The sequence below is a fragment of the Serratia quinivorans genome (assembly GCF_052113645.1).
GTDB classification, from domain to species: domain Bacteria; phylum Pseudomonadota; class Gammaproteobacteria; order Enterobacterales; family Enterobacteriaceae; genus Serratia; species Serratia quinivorans_B.
Genome location: NZ_JBIEIU010000001.1, coordinates 439,281 through 452,846 on the forward strand (window position 1 = coordinate 439,281; position 13,566 = coordinate 452,846).

The 13,566-nt window shown below is 53.1% G+C and carries 22 protein-coding genes; 8 read left to right on the top strand and 14 right to left on the bottom strand.

The features are described from left to right. Nucleotides 1–6 precede the first annotated feature (6 nt). Nucleotides 7–828 (bottom strand): 23S rRNA (guanine(745)-N(1))-methyltransferase, encoded by an 822-nt coding sequence (gene rlmA, locus ACGS9J_RS01990; protein ID WP_442229410.1) that lies wholly within the window; start codon nt 826–828, stop codon nt 7–9. Nucleotides 829–971: 143 nt separating this feature from the next. On the opposite strand from rlmA, the gene pgeF reads away from it, so the two are divergent. Further along, entirely contained in the window at nt 972–1,688 is a 717-nt protein-coding gene (gene pgeF, locus ACGS9J_RS01995) for a peptidoglycan editing factor PgeF (RefSeq protein ID WP_442229411.1), read from the top strand. 52 nt (nt 1,689–1,740) lie between these two features. On the opposite strand, the gene cspE is transcribed toward pgeF, so the two are convergent. The 3 genes from cspE to ACGS9J_RS02010 all read right to left on the bottom strand — a co-directional run bounded on the left by cspE (nt 1,741) and on the right by ACGS9J_RS02010 (nt 3,983). Continuing rightward, nucleotides 1,741–1,950 carry a transcription antiterminator/RNA stability regulator CspE gene (cspE, locus tag ACGS9J_RS02000; RefSeq protein WP_002221949.1) on the bottom strand — a complete coding sequence of 70 codons (210 nt, stop codon included), beginning with the start codon at nt 1,948–1,950 and terminating at the stop codon, nt 1,741–1,743. Between the two features lie 41 nt (nt 1,951–1,991). Further along, nucleotides 1,992–2,108, bottom strand: coding sequence for a DUF2627 domain-containing protein (locus ACGS9J_RS02005; protein WP_071593021.1), 117 nt, complete (start codon nt 2,106–2,108; stop codon nt 1,992–1,994). An 876-nt stretch (nt 2,109–2,984) separates the two neighbouring features. Then, entirely contained in the window at nt 2,985–3,983 is a 999-nt protein-coding gene (locus tag ACGS9J_RS02010) for an MBL fold metallo-hydrolase (protein ID WP_442229412.1), read from the bottom strand. 220 nt (nt 3,984–4,203) lie between these two features. Here ACGS9J_RS02010 and ACGS9J_RS02015 point away from each other — a divergent pair, with 220 nt between their 5' ends. Further along, nucleotides 4,204–4,494: a hypothetical protein gene (locus ACGS9J_RS02015; RefSeq protein WP_442229413.1), complete on the top strand. Its 291-nt coding sequence runs from the start codon at nt 4,204–4,206 to the stop codon at nt 4,492–4,494. Nucleotides 4,495–4,532: 38 nt separating this feature from the next. Here the strand turns inward: ACGS9J_RS02015 and ACGS9J_RS02020 are convergent, their stop codons facing one another. The 3 genes from ACGS9J_RS02020 to ACGS9J_RS02030 form a co-directional block, all read right to left on the bottom strand. Next, a complete protein-coding gene (locus tag ACGS9J_RS02020; protein ID WP_442229414.1) occupies nt 4,533–5,900 on the bottom strand; it encodes an amino acid permease in 1,368 nt (455 codons plus the stop codon). 176 nt (nt 5,901–6,076) lie between these two features. Next, nucleotides 6,077–6,313 carry a DUF4060 family protein gene (locus tag ACGS9J_RS02025; RefSeq protein WP_442229415.1) on the bottom strand — a complete coding sequence of 79 codons (237 nt, stop codon included), beginning with the start codon at nt 6,311–6,313 and terminating at the stop codon, nt 6,077–6,079. 67 nt (nt 6,314–6,380) lie between these two features. Further along, the gene (locus tag ACGS9J_RS02030; protein ID WP_442229416.1) at nt 6,381–6,695 is read right to left on the bottom strand and encodes a phage protein NinX family protein; all 315 of its coding nucleotides are present in this window, start codon (nt 6,693–6,695) and stop codon (nt 6,381–6,383) included. Between the two features lie 170 nt (nt 6,696–6,865). On the opposite strand from ACGS9J_RS02030, the gene fos reads away from it, so the two are divergent. Further along, on the top strand, nt 6,866–7,273 hold the full coding sequence (fos, locus tag ACGS9J_RS02035) for a fosfomycin resistance glutathione transferase (RefSeq protein WP_442229417.1): 408 nt from the start codon (nt 6,866–6,868) through the stop codon (nt 7,271–7,273). Nucleotides 7,274–7,322: 49 nt separating this feature from the next. Here the strand turns inward: fos and ACGS9J_RS02040 are convergent, their stop codons facing one another. Beyond that, complete coding sequence (locus tag ACGS9J_RS02040) at nt 7,323–7,595, bottom strand: YebO family protein (RefSeq protein ID WP_442229418.1); 273 nt, start codon at nt 7,593–7,595, stop codon at nt 7,323–7,325. Nucleotides 7,596–7,694: 99 nt separating this feature from the next. Further along, on the bottom strand, nt 7,695–7,853 hold the full coding sequence (locus ACGS9J_RS02045; RefSeq protein WP_442229419.1) for a PhoP/PhoQ regulator MgrB: 159 nt from the start codon (nt 7,851–7,853) through the stop codon (nt 7,695–7,697). A gap of 163 nt (nt 7,854–8,016) precedes the next feature. Here ACGS9J_RS02045 and ACGS9J_RS02050 point away from each other — a divergent pair, with 163 nt between their 5' ends. Next, on the top strand, nt 8,017–8,250 hold the full coding sequence (locus ACGS9J_RS02050; protein WP_442229420.1) for a YobH family protein: 234 nt from the start codon (nt 8,017–8,019) through the stop codon (nt 8,248–8,250). Nucleotides 8,251–8,291: 41 nt separating this feature from the next. Here the strand turns inward: ACGS9J_RS02050 and ACGS9J_RS02055 are convergent, their stop codons facing one another. Next, nucleotides 8,292–8,531 (bottom strand): DUF2766 family protein, encoded by a 240-nt coding sequence (locus ACGS9J_RS02055; RefSeq protein ID WP_004945684.1) that lies wholly within the window; start codon nt 8,529–8,531, stop codon nt 8,292–8,294. Nucleotides 8,532–8,731: 200 nt separating this feature from the next. Between ACGS9J_RS02055 and ACGS9J_RS02060 the strand changes: the two genes are divergently transcribed. Together ACGS9J_RS02060 and ACGS9J_RS02065 are read left to right on the top strand one after the other, a co-directional pair. Continuing rightward, nucleotides 8,732–8,944 (top strand): YccJ family protein, encoded by a 213-nt coding sequence (locus ACGS9J_RS02060; RefSeq protein WP_012145555.1) that lies wholly within the window; start codon nt 8,732–8,734, stop codon nt 8,942–8,944. Between the two features lie 458 nt (nt 8,945–9,402). Continuing rightward, complete coding sequence (locus ACGS9J_RS02065) at nt 9,403–9,789, top strand: helix-turn-helix domain-containing protein (RefSeq protein WP_041414657.1); 387 nt, start codon at nt 9,403–9,405, stop codon at nt 9,787–9,789. 29 nt (nt 9,790–9,818) lie between these two features. Here the strand turns inward: ACGS9J_RS02065 and ACGS9J_RS02070 are convergent, their stop codons facing one another. From ACGS9J_RS02070 to lysM, 4 genes are all read right to left on the bottom strand, one after another. Further along, nucleotides 9,819–10,166 (bottom strand): DUF1304 domain-containing protein, encoded by a 348-nt coding sequence (locus ACGS9J_RS02070; RefSeq protein ID WP_442229960.1) that lies wholly within the window; start codon nt 10,164–10,166, stop codon nt 9,819–9,821. Between the two features lie 433 nt (nt 10,167–10,599). Then, on the bottom strand, nt 10,600–11,541 hold the full coding sequence (locus tag ACGS9J_RS02075) for a pirin family protein (RefSeq protein WP_442229421.1): 942 nt from the start codon (nt 11,539–11,541) through the stop codon (nt 10,600–10,602). Between the two features lie 96 nt (nt 11,542–11,637). Continuing rightward, a complete protein-coding gene (locus ACGS9J_RS02080; RefSeq protein WP_442229422.1) occupies nt 11,638–11,802 on the bottom strand; it encodes a hypothetical protein in 165 nt (54 codons plus the stop codon). 459 nt (nt 11,803–12,261) lie between these two features. Continuing rightward, nucleotides 12,262–12,708 (bottom strand): peptidoglycan-binding protein LysM, encoded by a 447-nt coding sequence (lysM, locus tag ACGS9J_RS02085; RefSeq protein WP_442229423.1) that lies wholly within the window; start codon nt 12,706–12,708, stop codon nt 12,262–12,264. Between the two features lie 227 nt (nt 12,709–12,935). On the opposite strand from lysM, the gene ACGS9J_RS02090 reads away from it, so the two are divergent. Continuing rightward, a complete protein-coding gene (locus ACGS9J_RS02090) occupies nt 12,936–13,127 on the top strand; it encodes a YebW family protein (protein WP_012145560.1) in 192 nt (63 codons plus the stop codon). A gap of 130 nt (nt 13,128–13,257) precedes the next feature. Next, nucleotides 13,258–13,482 (top strand): biofilm development regulator YmgB/AriR family protein, encoded by a 225-nt coding sequence (locus ACGS9J_RS02095; protein ID WP_442229424.1) that lies wholly within the window; start codon nt 13,258–13,260, stop codon nt 13,480–13,482. Nucleotides 13,483–13,566 lie beyond the last annotated feature (84 nt).

Consider the following 13,566-nt stretch of genomic DNA (forward strand, 5'->3'; position numbering starts at 1 on the left):
GGCGACCTAATCGGCTTGACGGCGATAGAGCGCAATAATGAAATCCGTTTCGCAGGCGAATGCCTCACTGGCGCTCAGACGCTGCTGCACCTCTGGAGAAGCCCGCCAGGCAAAAGGCGTCATCTGCAGCAGGTTGGCCGCCTGTTCACCCGGCAGCGTCATCGGGTACGCCAACGACTCAACCTTTTCACCGACAAAGCCCGCGAACTGCTCATCTTGTTCGGCATGCAGTTGCACCTGCTGATAAACCTGTTCTTTTAACTGGTACAGATGGCGTGGGCCAGGCGATACCGTCACCACCACCCCGCCGGGTTTTACCACCCGCGCCAGCTCTTGCGCCTTGCAGGGGGCATAAATTCGCAGTACCGCATCCAAAGACCCGTCGGCAAACGGCAGACGGTGGCTCGACGCCACGCAGAATGACACCGCAGGGTAACGCTTGGCCGCATAGCGGATCGCCACCTTGGCGACGTCCAGCCCATAAACGGTCATATTGCGCTGCTGCGCCAAGCGGGCAGCCACTTCCGCCGTGTAATAGCCCTCACCGCAGCCGATATCCAGCAGCGCCTGTGCATCGGGCGCCAGCGCTTCATCCAACAACTCGGCCACCCGCTGCTGTAGCGGTTGATAAAAACCGGCATCCAGGAACGCGCGCCGCGCCTGCATCATTTCCGTGCTGTCCCCGGGCTGCTTCGAGCGCTTGTATTGCACCGGCAGCAGGTTGACGTAGCCTTCTTTGGCACAGTCGAACTGGTGGTTAGCATCGCAACGCCATTGCGGTGGGGAAAAATGAAGTGGCTGATGACACAGAGGGCATTGATAAGACATGGCTTGGATTCCAGAGAGATACGGCGCGGCTAGTCTAAAGAAGGCTTCTGTGCGATGCAAGACGCATCCCATGGGGTCTAGCCAGGGAGCAAAAAAACTGACTACACTGACGCTAAGTTTTCTGACGCAGGCAAAGACGTTTTATGACTGATTATTCCCCGCTTCTCAACCGCGTTCCCGCTATTCGTCACGGATTCGGCAACAAGAGCGCGCTACTGCCTGGGCATCTGCAGCCCTACCGCGCCACCCTGCCGGAGAAAAAACAGGTGCACGGCACACGTATCGTCGACGTCACTCAGGCGGCGCAAGCCTGCGGTGAAGCCGATGGATTCTATACCACCCAGCCCGGCATCCTGCTCAGCGTGTTAACGGCAGACTGCCTGCCGGTGATTTTCAGCCGTAACGACGGCTCGGCCATTGCTGCCGTGCATGCCGGTTGGCGTGGCCTGCTGGACGGCGTTCTGGAGCAACTGGCAGCGCGTATCGACCGCGATGACTCAACCCGCAATTGGGTTGCTTCCATCGGCCCTGCGGCCGGCCCATGCTGTTATGAGGTGAATGAGGAACTGGTCGCGCGATTCAAACAGCAATTGCCGCTGCCGGCCAGTTTAATCAGCCCCCGTTATCGCCATCTGGATCTGGCTGCCATTGCCGAATCCAAGCTCCGCGAACTGGGTTTTGCCGCCGTGGATCATGCCGGGAGCTGCACCATCTGCACGCCAAACACTGACCCGCACCAGCCGCAGCGTTTTAAATACACCAGCTACCGGCGCAACAGCCATCGTCGTGTGCAAGATCCCACCCACCCCGGCATCACCGGACGCAATCAGTACGCAGCCATTATTATCACCGGCGAATGACAGAAACGAAAAAACCCGCACCAAGGCGGGTTTTTTGTACAGCTGACGCTGATTAGATTGCAGTAACGTTTACTGCAGATGGGCCTTTCTGGCCATCTTGGATTTCGAACTCAACGTTCTGGCCTTCAGCCAGGGTTTTGAAGCCGTTACCCTGGATTGCAGAGAAGTGTACGAACACGTCTTTGCTGCCGTCAGCTGGAGTGATGAAACCGAAACCTTTAGATTCGTTGAACCACTTAACTTGACCTTTGATCTTTGCCATCTTGAGTATTTCCTTTGGATTGTTTAAACCGCCCGTAGGCGTTACATAGACAAACTAGAGTCGTTACTGCTTGAGGCACTAAGATAAGGATCGGCAGAGAAGCGGTATTCAACGCTAACGTTTTTACTCAGAACTTCTTTACTGAAAATGCCACACATATACAGAACTGTACCTCGTTTTACCCAGATGCGTTATCACATACTCTGTATTCGATGGCAAGCCATTTTTAATCACTGATGGAGCTGTCGCACATATTTGAAACGGTCGAGAGCAACATAAGCTTAAATAGGCTAAAAGATGTTGAAGCCTTAGCTATTTTCTGCTTAACACTTACACCTCGCTACACTCCGCATCCTGACTGAATTTTAACAATTCTTTCATCCGATTGACCCATGTATGTTGCAACATATAACCCCAGCCGGACGCTTAGAACGTTAAAAAATTTGAATCTTTATGGAATTTCTTATACGACATTTGAATATCGATGAACGGGCGCAGAGAACAGCGGCTGATCCGACCATTGAGCCGCCATCCGGACGGCTCAACGCGGGCACAGCCCACCGTTAGGCAATCCCCTCGCCTGGAGCAACAAAATAATACCGGGGTAAATTATTGCCATCACCCTGGCTGGCCATAATTTATGCAGCCGACTTCCCGTCACGAAAATCAAATAGCGTGCCACTTTTAGGTGCATAAGCATGCAAAATCAGAATTTACGCACTGTCATCGTGCATCCGCGGATAAATACACCGACCGTAACGCGGTTAAATAACGGCAATAACCTTAAGGTCAGTGTGAATCTATAGCGGAATTAAATCTTAAAAACCGAGCGGGTATTTACGCGATCAACAGCGAGACCCAAACGGCGTATTTATTTTGCCTTTTTCCGCCCGTTAGCCCTATTCGCGTCAACAGGTTATGGCCACTTGCGGATAATGCCGTCCACTACGCTGACGCCGGGCTACAACCGGCGTCGGGACTGATCTGCGGGCGGCGGTATGCGCGTGTTGGCCCCGCTGGCCAAGGGTTAACGCTTAAGAGTTAGGCTCGAGCAGGATGCGCTCACCAATTTTAATGGGCCGGAATTGATGTTGCTCTATTCCCGCCGAACTCAGCGCCAGGTTCAATTGTTGTGGGGGTTCATCCAGGGATTCATCGGCTAATTCAAATACGCCCCAATGGATCGGAATGACCCGCGGCGCATTTAATTGCTGATACAACGTTACCGACTGTTGTGGATCCATATGCTGTTCCTGCATGAACCAACGTGGTGCATAAGCGCCAATCGGCAGCGCCGCCACGTCAAAAGGCCCTAAACGAGCGCCAATGTCCGCCAGCCGATCCGAATAACCGCTGTCGCCCGAGAAATAAAAACGCAGCGTCGGGTGATGGATCACCCAACCGCACCACAAAGAGCGATTGCGGTCCCACAGGGTACGCATGCTCCAGTGGCGCGCAGGCGTACAGTGAAACGTCAGATCGCCCAACGACAGGCTATCCCACCAGTCCAACTCCTCGACCCGTTGCAGGCGGTAACGCCGGAACCAGTTTTTCAGCCCGAGTGGCACAATAAAAGTCGCGTGCGGAAAACGGCGCGCCAACTGCCTTACGGTACGCCGATCGAGATGGTCATAGTGGTTGTGCGAAATCAAGACGATGTCCACCGTCGGCAGTTGCTGTACCGTCAGCGGCGGTGGGGTCTTGCGTTTTGGGCCATAGAAACTGAGCGGCGATGCGCGCTGCGACAACACCGGGTCAATCAGGATATAACGCCCCTCCAGGCGCAGCAGCATTGAGGCGTGCCCCAGCCACCAGATGCTGTTATCGCTGCCGCTAAGATCAGCCTGCTGCCACCAGCGCTCGGTAAACTGCTGATACCCCATTTGCGGCGGCTTGGGCAGGCCCTGCTGTTTACGCTCATCCTGCCAGCGCTTCAAATCCCCTTCCCGGCGCACAGAAGGCTCTGGGTTGCGAAACCCCTGCGGGGTATGGTGCGCTTTGCCGGCATCATAGTAACGATTGGTAATCTTCAAGTTGCTCTCCCGACCACTGCGGCACCCTGACGGGCGGATTCGATAACATAGCAAGATACCCGATTGGTGCGCTTTGTGAACTGTGCTCACCTCAAGGGGGACCTTTTCGCGTATTGTGTTGTCACAGTCCCTGTGAGAATGCCAGGGCCGCCTAGAGCCTGTTAAGCATCTCTTAAGATCCTTGTGTTTTACTTATAGGACATTCAGAAAAGGAGAAGTTATGAGCCGTTCTACATCACGCAAACCCCGTGTTCGCATGGGCCGTATCCGTAGCGCGATGCTGGCGCAGATGCAGTATTGGAAAATGTATGCCGCGATGAAACTGCGCCGTGTACGGGTGCCGGCACCCTTGGTGCTGTTGTTTGGCGCGCTGGTGAGTTTTTTCATGCTGGCCGTGCTGATGCTTAGCGTGGTCGCTATCGATATCATCACCACGGTGTTCCTGCTGTGCAGGAAACTGTTGGGATTGGGCCGCGCCACCCCAGGCAATGCCTTTATGCCACGCAGCTAAAAATGAATCGGAGGCGCAGGCAGCGCCTCCGTTAAACCTTAACGCCGAACTTTAACGCCCTTGCGACGTGTCAGCTTGAACCCTACCCACAACAGCAGGATCCACACCGGCATCAGCAACACGGAAATGCGGATCCCTTCGCTGAAATACATGATAACCAGGATCAGGCTGAGGAATACCAGGCACAAATAGTTGCCAAACGGGTACCACAGCGCCTTAAAGCTCGGGATCACCCCCTGACGGTTTTTCGCCGCGCGGAACCGCAGGTGCGCCAGGCAAATCATCACCCAGTTAATCACCAATGTGGACACCACCAGCGCCATCAGCAACTCAAACGCCTTACCGGGCATCACATAGTTGATCAGGACACCGACAGAGGTCACCAGCGCCGACAGTGCAATCGACAGCACCGGCACGCCGCGTTTGTTCACCCGGGTCAACGCCTTCGGCGCATTCCCCTGCGTAGCCAGGCCGAACAGCATGCGGCTGTTGGCGTAGACGCCGCTGTTGTACACCGACAGCGCCGCCGTCAGCACCACAACGTTAAGGAGGGTCGCCACCAGACTGCTGTCCAACGCATGGAAGATCATCACGAACGGGCTACCGCCTTCTACCACCTTGTCCCACGGATAAAGCGACAGCAGTACCGTCAGCGAGCCGATATAAAAAATCAGGATGCGGTACACCACCTGATTGGTGGCCTTCGGGATGCTGCGACGCGGATCGGCAGCTTCGGCCGCCGTGATGCCGACCATCTCCAGCCCGCCGAACGAGAACATGATCACCGCCATCGCCATCACCAGCCCTTCGATGCCGTGCGGCATAAAGCCCCCCTGCTCCCACAGGTTGTTGATGCTGGCTTGCGGACCGCCGTTGCCGCTGGCCAACAGCCAGGCACCGAACAGGATCATGCCGACAATCGCCACCACCTTGATGATGGCAAACCAAAACTCGGTCTCGCCATACAGCCGTACGTTCACCAGGTTGATCAGATTAATCAGGACAAAAAACACCGCGGCGGAGACCCAGGTTGGGATGTCCGGCCACCAATATTGAATATAAATACCGACCGCCGTCAGTTCGGCCATGCCGACCAAAATGAACATCGCCCAGTAGTTCCAACCGGAAAGAAAACCGGCGAAATCCCCCCAGTATTTATACGCGAAATGGCTGAATGACCCGGCGACCGGCTCTTCGACCACCATCTCACCCAACTGGCGCATAATCAGAAAGGCGATAAATCCGCCGATGGCATAGCCCAGCAATACCGAGGGGCCGGCCATTTTAATGGTCTGCGCAATGCCGAGAAACAGGCCGGTGCCAATGGCGCCGCCCAGGGCGATGAGTTGTATGTGTCTGTTTTTTAAACCGCGTTTTAGCGGGGTATCCTGCTGCTGACCGCCCATCTTATCCTCATATGGCGTGGGATCCTGGCGCTTTTGCGCAAGATTTCGCCAATCAATAAATGTATCTGCGGGCGGCTTTTTAACACTTAACCCCGTGAGCATCAAGGAGTAGCGCCCCGGCGACATTGGCCAGAGCGCTATTTTATGCTGGGAGTAACGCCAGTAAGGGGAGGTTTTTAGCTGGACAGCCCGCAGAGTTTGGTCAGATTGCGGGCGCCAATCATCAGCGTGGCGACGTAGGATTGGCGGCGTGTCACCACCTCTACCGCCACGCGATCGTTTTGATATTTTATCAGGTAGGTCGACGGCCAGCCCTGTCGGCGCTGACCAAAGCTTTCGGCATGACGATCGATTGCCGCGTGGGCAACCACCAGATGAGACAAGTTTTTATCACCTTTAATAATGCGCTTCATAAACAGGCTCCGCCAGAGACAGTTCTGTTGTCATAAAAAGGGAAAAATCATCAGTAATTCTGGTGCTTCAACGGGCCATTTCGCTGGTTTGCTGGCTGAGCAGGAAACAGATCATCGCCGCGCGCAACGGACTGCTGCTGTCCGCCTGCCATTCGCCGCTTTGGGTGATCATACGCGCTTGCCACTGCGACTTGTCGCCCTGGCTGTCGGCATTCAGACTGATTTTATTGGCGCAGATAATCGGCCAGGCGTCGGAGGGATTCTTGCAATAATCTTTACCTTTCACACCGCCGTAGGGATACCATTTATCCGGATTTTCTCCGGTGATCAGCGCAATGCTGCGGTTCACCTCGGCGTCGCTTTCTTCATACCATTTAATCATCGGCTTTATCCATCTTTCGTAGAGTTGGCGCTACATTACGACGCCAATACGACAGATTTATGACAACGCGAGGGCTTTTCACATTATCTCTACTAATGTTTTTCTCGCTTTATCTTTTCCCAGCGGCTGATTACACTTTTTCCCTGATTTGTTGCGCAGGAATATCCGCCATGTTGACTGGCCTCAACCATCTGACGCTCGCCGTACGCGATGTTAGCCGTAGCTTCGATTTTTATAGCACCCTATTGGGTTTCGTCCCGCATGCGCGCTGGCAAAACGGCGCGTACCTGTCCCTGGGGGAACTGTGGCTGTGTTTGTCATGGGATGATACGCGGTCGGTGAACGCAGCGAAGGATTACACGCATTACGCGTTCAGCGTGGCAGCGGCAGATTTCGCAGAGGTCGCCTCACGGCTGCGTCAGGCAGGGGTTGAAGAGTGGAAAAGCAACCGCAGCGAGGGCGAGTCGCTGTACTTTCTCGACCCGGACGGGCACCAATTGGAAATTCACGGCGGCGACCTGGCCAGCCGGTTGGCAGCGTGCCGTGCACAGCCTTATCAGGGAATGGAGTTTTACTGAGCAATGCGGGTGGCGTAAAGTTCGCCACGCCACCCGGCAGGAAGTTTGATTAACGCTCGGGAATAAAACCTTTGAAGTCCAGCGTCGGGCTGAGATCGTCATCGTCCGTTACGCTATCGCCCCGCGCGCTTTGCGCCAGGCTTTTCAATAATGCGGTTTGCTGACGCTGTTGCTCAGCAATTTCCTGCAGCAGTCGGATCTGTTCATTGGCGCGCACGCTGGCGCGGTTCACCAAAAACCAGACCCATAATCCCACCAGCAGCGCCAGCGCCGCGAGGGCCAGCGAAACCAGGCTATTTGAACCAAAACCTAAATCGTACATGGACAACCCTATCTACTGCTAAAAACAGGCGGACATCTTAGCACTCCGGGCACGGGCACGAACATCTTGATAAAAAATTGTTATGCACCGCTGCGCATTTCACCAGGGGATAAAGCGGGTGACGGAACAAACTCCCAACGCAAAAGTCCCTCCCTCATCGCAATAGCTATCCAGCGCCAACAGGTAAAAAAACAGGCAGGCCGCGAGGAACGCCACTATTACGAGGATTTTTTTTGGCAACAAATTTAGCAGCCTCATTGTTATCTTGATAATTTATTGCGCATGCTATCACAGAGAACTTAAACGAAGTTTAACCTGTCGTTTAGAAACCGGCGTGCGGGTCACTTTTAAGATTGTTACCGTTGCGCCGCGTCCTGGGGCATGGCTATATCGCAAAGACGATAAATAACAAGGAGTCACAATGGGCAAGTTGATAAAGTGGGTGCTGCTGTTGGCGGTGGTTTATGGCGTGTTTCTGTTTTCGGGCTATGGCGTGTTGGTCGGCAGCAACAAAAACGTGGGTGGACTGGGGTTACAGTGTAAATACATGACGGCACGGAATGTGGTGATCGCGCAGTATCTGCATGGTGACAACGGGGTGATTGGCGTGGCCGACTGCCCGCTGTTCAAAAAAGTCGAAACGGTGGTGGATTAATCACCACCGTCCGAAACCGTCGCTAAGCGGCGGTTTCCCCATTAATTGCGGGTAAACTTCATCTCAATCAGCGCAATCGCTTTTTCGATCGCCCTGCGGGTCACGGGATCGGCGCCAGCAGGATGCGTGGAGAAATCGATGCTTTTCAACTGACTTGCCATCTTGTCCCGCACCTCGGTTGGCGCGATAACGTCGATAACATCCAGAATCTGTTTGATCACCAGTTGGCAGGCGACCAGGTCGGAGGCCAATTCCTGATCGTTGCTCAGCATGTCGGACATAATTACTTCCCTTCTTGATTCAGACGCCGCACAGAATAGCATGCCGCCTGACGCTTTGCCGCCCCCCGGCCGTTTGCCGCTGAATTTTCAACCTTAATGCGCATTAGGCAGCAAAACAGCCGGCCGAATTAACCTATACTGGATGTTCAAGCGACGCGCTTATCGGCGCATCCTTCGGCCACAACCAACAGGAGAAAGTTATGGCAAACCACAATGTAAAATCCTGGGCAACCGTGCGTGAAACCTCGGTTGAGATCGCTGAGGCCATTTTTGAGTTGGCGAAAAACGATGAGGTGCTGGCACAAAAGATCTGGGAGGAAGGCAGTGACGAAGCGTTGCAAATGGCTTTTGCCAAAACCAGTGCCGATCAGCTGTACTGGGGTGAAGAAACCGTAGAGCGGAAAAACGTCTAATCGAGTGTCACTCGCCAATAAAAAGCCCGGGTCACTGATGCGCCCAGGCTTTTTCGGTTGTCGGTCACACCCCGTTTGGGGTTATGTTGTTCCCTGAAATCACGGCTCTTCACCTCCCACACCTTTCGCATTATTCATTCTCATCACCGGCGTCACCATAAAGGCGGCAACACCTACAATTACAACCAGAGTAATAATCACTGTCATTAACATGCGATCACCCCATCAACGCTGAATTGTCACGGCTGACTTTGCTTAGGCGGTTATTTGTTGCGACCAGAACCACTTCGGTATCAGCGGTAGCGGGCAACCTCAGATTAGCCGTTTTTCCTTCCGGCTGACAAGCCACCCGACGATGGTTTTTCCGAATAATTTCACTTGGGCATGGGCGGCTTTTTTGTCCATGGCGGCAAGTTGTGTATACTTCAGCGCTATGTAGATCTCACACAGACGCACTGATGATACAAGAACATCACCTCTCATTAGTCTGCGCCCTCAGTAAATGGGTCGAAACTCACCTTGGAAGAGTGATCCATCTCGAAGAGCTGGCCGAATACTCCGGCTACTCCCTGTGGCACATGCAGAAGCTGTTCAAAGAAGCGACCGGGATTTCGCTGGGCAAGTACATTCGCGAACGCAGGCTGGCCGGTGCGGTTTACCAGCTACGTACCAGTGACGCCTCCATTTTCGACATCGCTCTCGACTTCGGTTTCGGTTCGCAGTCGCATTTCACTTATATGTTCAGAAAGCGGTTCAACATCACGCCTTATGACTTTCGTCAGGATTTAAGCGTGGATCTGCATATCGCCCCGCCGCTGCACGTCATCCATCAAAAGACCGCCTGAGCCACTTTCCCGCTGCCGCTCACGGCGGGTCAATGCACCCACAGCACCACCAAAATACCCACCAGCGCGGGCAGCGCCTGAACCCGGAGAATTTTACGGCTCGCCGTCAGCCCACCAAACACGCCTGCCACCAGTACACAGCCCAGAAAGAACAACTGCACCGCAGGCTCGTCGCGCCAGACGCCCCAGGCTAACCCTGCCGCCAGAAAGCCATTATATAACCCCTGGTTGGCCGCCAGCACCCGTGTTGACGCGGCAAATTCGGCGGTCGTCGCGAACACGCGCCTGCCGGTAGGCTTCTGCCAAAGGAACATTTCCAGGATCAGGATATACAGATGGATCACGGCAATTAACAACACGACAATATTAGAAAGAATTATCATTATGATTTTCAAGGTTAATCAGGTGTTGGGTTTAATAAGTATAACCACGCCCGGAGTATTGCGAATATACCGGCATAAAAAAACCCGCCGCAGCGGGTTTATTGCATAATCATTCAGAGTTAGTTCAGAGCAACAACCAGCATGGCTGCGATAGAGATCCAAAACGCCGCCGTTGCAATAACAACATGGGATAATCTTGCACGATAGAGTACTTGGCTCATAATAACCTCACAGGCTTCTGACTAGCGGTAGATAACATCACTTCTTGAGAGTTATCTTAATCCACTGCTCCGACCATTTATTTGCGCCAGATCACTATTTCCCAGATAAACTATATCAGTGCGAAAACATGGAATTTCGATCACATTAATTTAACGTTAATAGAGCGAAATGAATAAAAGTATCCGGTTGTTATAGCTTGTGGATATCAATTATCGCTCCAGGGCAGGTGTGGCGCGGTCATGCGCGGTCCGGAATAGCCGACAACATCGGGAAAACGTGTATTCCCTTGCTCCCAGTCGTGTTGCGCACGAGTAATCTCCTGCTTGCTGTGACCGACGAAATTCCACCAAATGAGAATCTCTTCGTTTAATGGCAAGCCACCGATGAATAATGCACGGCTGCCCTTCTTGGCATGTAACTCGATACGGTTAAGATTTATACCTAAATAGGCAAACTCGTCAGGTGAAAATTTTTCATCATTAACCTCAAATGCACCAATAAGGGGCAAGAAACCTATTTCAAAATCCTCTCGTACGGGTAACTCTAAATAACCGTCGGCCTGCCATTCCAAATCAAGGGCGATTAAGGGTGAAAACGTCGACACCGGGGAACGATATTGTTCAAACTCCCCCACCAGTAAAGTATGTTTGACTCCACTGTTCGACCAGCACGGCAAATCAGGATAATGATCGAAGCGCGGTGCCGTATCGGCCTGTTCGGCAGGCAGTGCGATCCACAATTGCGCGGCATGCAAGCGCCGTTCTTCACCGGTAGACTGTTCGGTATGCGCGATACCGCGCCCTGCGGTCATCAGATTAACCTGGCCGGGCCGTATCACCTGCTCGCTGCCCAGACTGTCGCGGTGCAGCACTTCCCCTTCAATCATCCAGGTAAAGGTTTGCAGGCCGATATGCGGGTGCGGCCCTACGTCCATCCCCGGCGAAGAGCCACTGAATACCGATGGCCCGGCATGGTCGAGAAAGCACCAGGCGCCGACAGTACGCCGCTCACGGGTGGGCAAGGCGCGATTGATCGCAATACCGCCCACTTCGGCGTTGCGTACGGCAATGCGTTGGATCTGACGGATGCCGTCAACCACAGGACAATCGCGGGAAGATGAAGAATAGGTTGGGCGGGAATTGCTCATGGTAAACGCCTCCAGAACGACACACAGGTTGAGTGAGTAGCTGGACGCCAGCTTAGCATGAGCAAGCGGCCAGAACACAACCAGGGAGGCAGGACGCTATGACGCCCTTATATAGCAACCTTTTATGTCGACTTCATCGCGCGCATGCTTTAGATCGGAGAAGTAAGTCACGCCAAATAGAATTGATACCACCAGCAACACGGAAACCAGTAAGCCGATAACGGCCAGCAGCTTGGTTTCATCGTGGAGATTGTGCTCCATTTTATCTCCTGTATTGAACGACGTCATGTCAGCCATAGCGTGACTGAAAGCGTAAAAATGATCAGGGAGCAGGACGCTATCGCCAGCACAATGACAGCGAATTGCGCATCTCCCAGAGTTTCACGGTAGTTTTTATCTTGTGAGGTATTACGTTGCTGTTTCACAGAATCTATCTTAACTCATCACGCGTTAACGTTTATGTGAAGGGTGACTGATAAAAAGCCCGCCTTGCGGGTTTGTCAGATTCCGCGCCCCATATCGCTCAGACCTCGATAGTGGCAAGACGCTATCAACTTTCCTCGCCAGGGTCAACATTCCCCCCGGAGTGAGAGGACGAAGATTATGGTGCATTCGAACATCTTATTATGACAATAAAATAATAAGACCGACTAATGCAAGTAAACATGAAAAAGCCCGACCAGAGATCGGGCTAAGCAGAATGTGTCGAGGGTGTCGGTATTATTCCGGAATACGCAGCACCTGCCCCGGATAGATTTTGTCCGGGCTGGACAACATTGGCTTGTTCGCTTCGAAAATCTTGTTGTACAGATTCGCGTTGCCATACACTTCTTTCGAAACGGCGCTCAGGGTGTCACCCTTCTTCACGGTATAGAAACGGCTCTCTGCGGCAGCTTGTTCAACCGTTACTTTGTCTTCCACGCCGCTGATGCCCGCCACGTTACCGATGGCCACCAGGATCTTCTCTTTCAGCTCCTGGCTAACGGCGTCCCCGGTCACCACGGCTTTACCGTCAACCACCTGCACATCAACCTTATCGATTCCCGGCAAGCCGGTTTTATTGAGATGGTCCTTCAGTTTGGCGCTTTGATCTTCAGCGGTAGCATTGCCGGTCACTGTGTCCCACAGTTTTTCGCCCGCTTCTTTGACGAAGTTAAACAAACCCATATTCACTCCTTTCGATGGTTACAATGTTACGTTGACTTAAGGCTTGTTAAGCTTAGCACTGGAAGAGGGATATTCAATTGGTCCTGAGGTATTAAGCGGTTAGAGTAATCCGAAAGTGTCCTCTTTCGTTGCCACTCCTTCCTTTTGCGCCGAGCCAGGCATGAAACAATCGTCGAAGTTACCTACAATAGAAGCATGGAAGGACAGGATGAAGGACATAAGACGAGATGTACGCCTTGGTGATGTTTGTCTGTTATCTGGATGGCGGCTGCGCCGATATCGTGGTTGACGTACTGCGTGATGAACGCCAGTGTCTGATTAGCATGAAAGAACAAAACCTCCGCCACGCCGGTTGTTTCCCGTTTGAAGATTTTATCGATGGCTTCTGGCTGCCCGCCAACGAATATGCGCCGATGTAAACGGCCTATAGACTTTTCTACCACCTTCCCCTGAGGAATTTCTGAATTCACCGGAAAACCGGCATGCCGACAATGTTTTATGCCGCTATTTTGCTAAATTGCTTCACCCGAACGATATGGAGATGGCGCCATGCCCGTTTCTACCCCCTCAAACGAACATTATGAAGCCCTGTTGCGCGACGTCAGCCTGGTGGTCGGCGGTGCGGTGATTCAGCTGATCAATCTCAATAAAAAAGTTTCCGGCAATAATATCCTGGCTCATTTGGTGGCCGAGATTGAGCATGAGAGAGATCAACAGCGCTTTGCCACACTGCGTTCTGCCATTGAAATGATGGGGTTAGCCCCGAAAGGCTAGCGACGCCCATAAAAAAGGCAGAGCGCGAGCCCTGCCTGGTTACCGTTTTTTCCCGACACAGGAAGAAGGTAATAGTGTTGAAAC

What these genes read in the sequence shown, in the direction of transcription:
- rlmA (WP_442229410.1), bottom strand. Translation starts at nt 828, where the DNA reads ATGTCTTATCAATGCCCTCTGTGTCATCAGCCACTTCATTTTTCCCCA.
- pgeF (WP_442229411.1), top strand. Translation starts at nt 972, where the DNA reads ATGACTGATTATTCCCCGCTTCTCAACCGCGTTCCCGCTATTCGTCAC.
- cspE (WP_002221949.1), bottom strand. Translation starts at nt 1,950, where the DNA reads ATGGCAAAGATCAAAGGTCAAGTTAAGTGGTTCAACGAATCTAAAGGT.
- ACGS9J_RS02005 (WP_071593021.1), bottom strand. Translation starts at nt 2,108, where the DNA reads ATGTGTGGCATTTTCAGTAAAGAAGTTCTGAGTAAAAACGTTAGCGTT.
- ACGS9J_RS02015 (WP_442229413.1), top strand. Translation starts at nt 4,204, where the DNA reads ATGAGCCGTTCTACATCACGCAAACCCCGTGTTCGCATGGGCCGTATC.
- ACGS9J_RS02020 (WP_442229414.1), bottom strand. Translation starts at nt 5,900, where the DNA reads ATGGGCGGTCAGCAGCAGGATACCCCGCTAAAACGCGGTTTAAAAAAC.
- ACGS9J_RS02025 (WP_442229415.1), bottom strand. Translation starts at nt 6,313, where the DNA reads ATGAAGCGCATTATTAAAGGTGATAAAAACTTGTCTCATCTGGTGGTT.
- ACGS9J_RS02030 (WP_442229416.1), bottom strand. Translation starts at nt 6,695, where the DNA reads ATGATTAAATGGTATGAAGAAAGCGACGCCGAGGTGAACCGCAGCATT.
- fos (WP_442229417.1), top strand. Translation starts at nt 6,866, where the DNA reads ATGTTGACTGGCCTCAACCATCTGACGCTCGCCGTACGCGATGTTAGC.
- ACGS9J_RS02040 (WP_442229418.1), bottom strand. Translation starts at nt 7,595, where the DNA reads ATGTACGATTTAGGTTTTGGTTCAAATAGCCTGGTTTCGCTGGCCCTC.
- ACGS9J_RS02045 (WP_442229419.1), bottom strand. Translation starts at nt 7,853, where the DNA reads ATGAGGCTGCTAAATTTGTTGCCAAAAAAAATCCTCGTAATAGTGGCG.
- ACGS9J_RS02050 (WP_442229420.1), top strand. Translation starts at nt 8,017, where the DNA reads ATGGGCAAGTTGATAAAGTGGGTGCTGCTGTTGGCGGTGGTTTATGGC.
- ACGS9J_RS02055 (WP_004945684.1), bottom strand. Translation starts at nt 8,531, where the DNA reads ATGTCCGACATGCTGAGCAACGATCAGGAATTGGCCTCCGACCTGGTC.
- ACGS9J_RS02060 (WP_012145555.1), top strand. Translation starts at nt 8,732, where the DNA reads ATGGCAAACCACAATGTAAAATCCTGGGCAACCGTGCGTGAAACCTCG.
- ACGS9J_RS02065 (WP_041414657.1), top strand. Translation starts at nt 9,403, where the DNA reads ATGATACAAGAACATCACCTCTCATTAGTCTGCGCCCTCAGTAAATGG.
- ACGS9J_RS02075 (WP_442229421.1), bottom strand. Translation starts at nt 11,541, where the DNA reads ATGAGCAATTCCCGCCCAACCTATTCTTCATCTTCCCGCGATTGTCCT.
- ACGS9J_RS02080 (WP_442229422.1), bottom strand. Translation starts at nt 11,802, where the DNA reads ATGGAGCACAATCTCCACGATGAAACCAAGCTGCTGGCCGTTATCGGC.
- lysM (WP_442229423.1), bottom strand. Translation starts at nt 12,708, where the DNA reads ATGGGTTTGTTTAACTTCGTCAAAGAAGCGGGCGAAAAACTGTGGGAC.
- ACGS9J_RS02090 (WP_012145560.1), top strand. Translation starts at nt 12,936, where the DNA reads ATGTACGCCTTGGTGATGTTTGTCTGTTATCTGGATGGCGGCTGCGCC.
- ACGS9J_RS02095 (WP_442229424.1), top strand. Translation starts at nt 13,258, where the DNA reads ATGCCCGTTTCTACCCCCTCAAACGAACATTATGAAGCCCTGTTGCGC.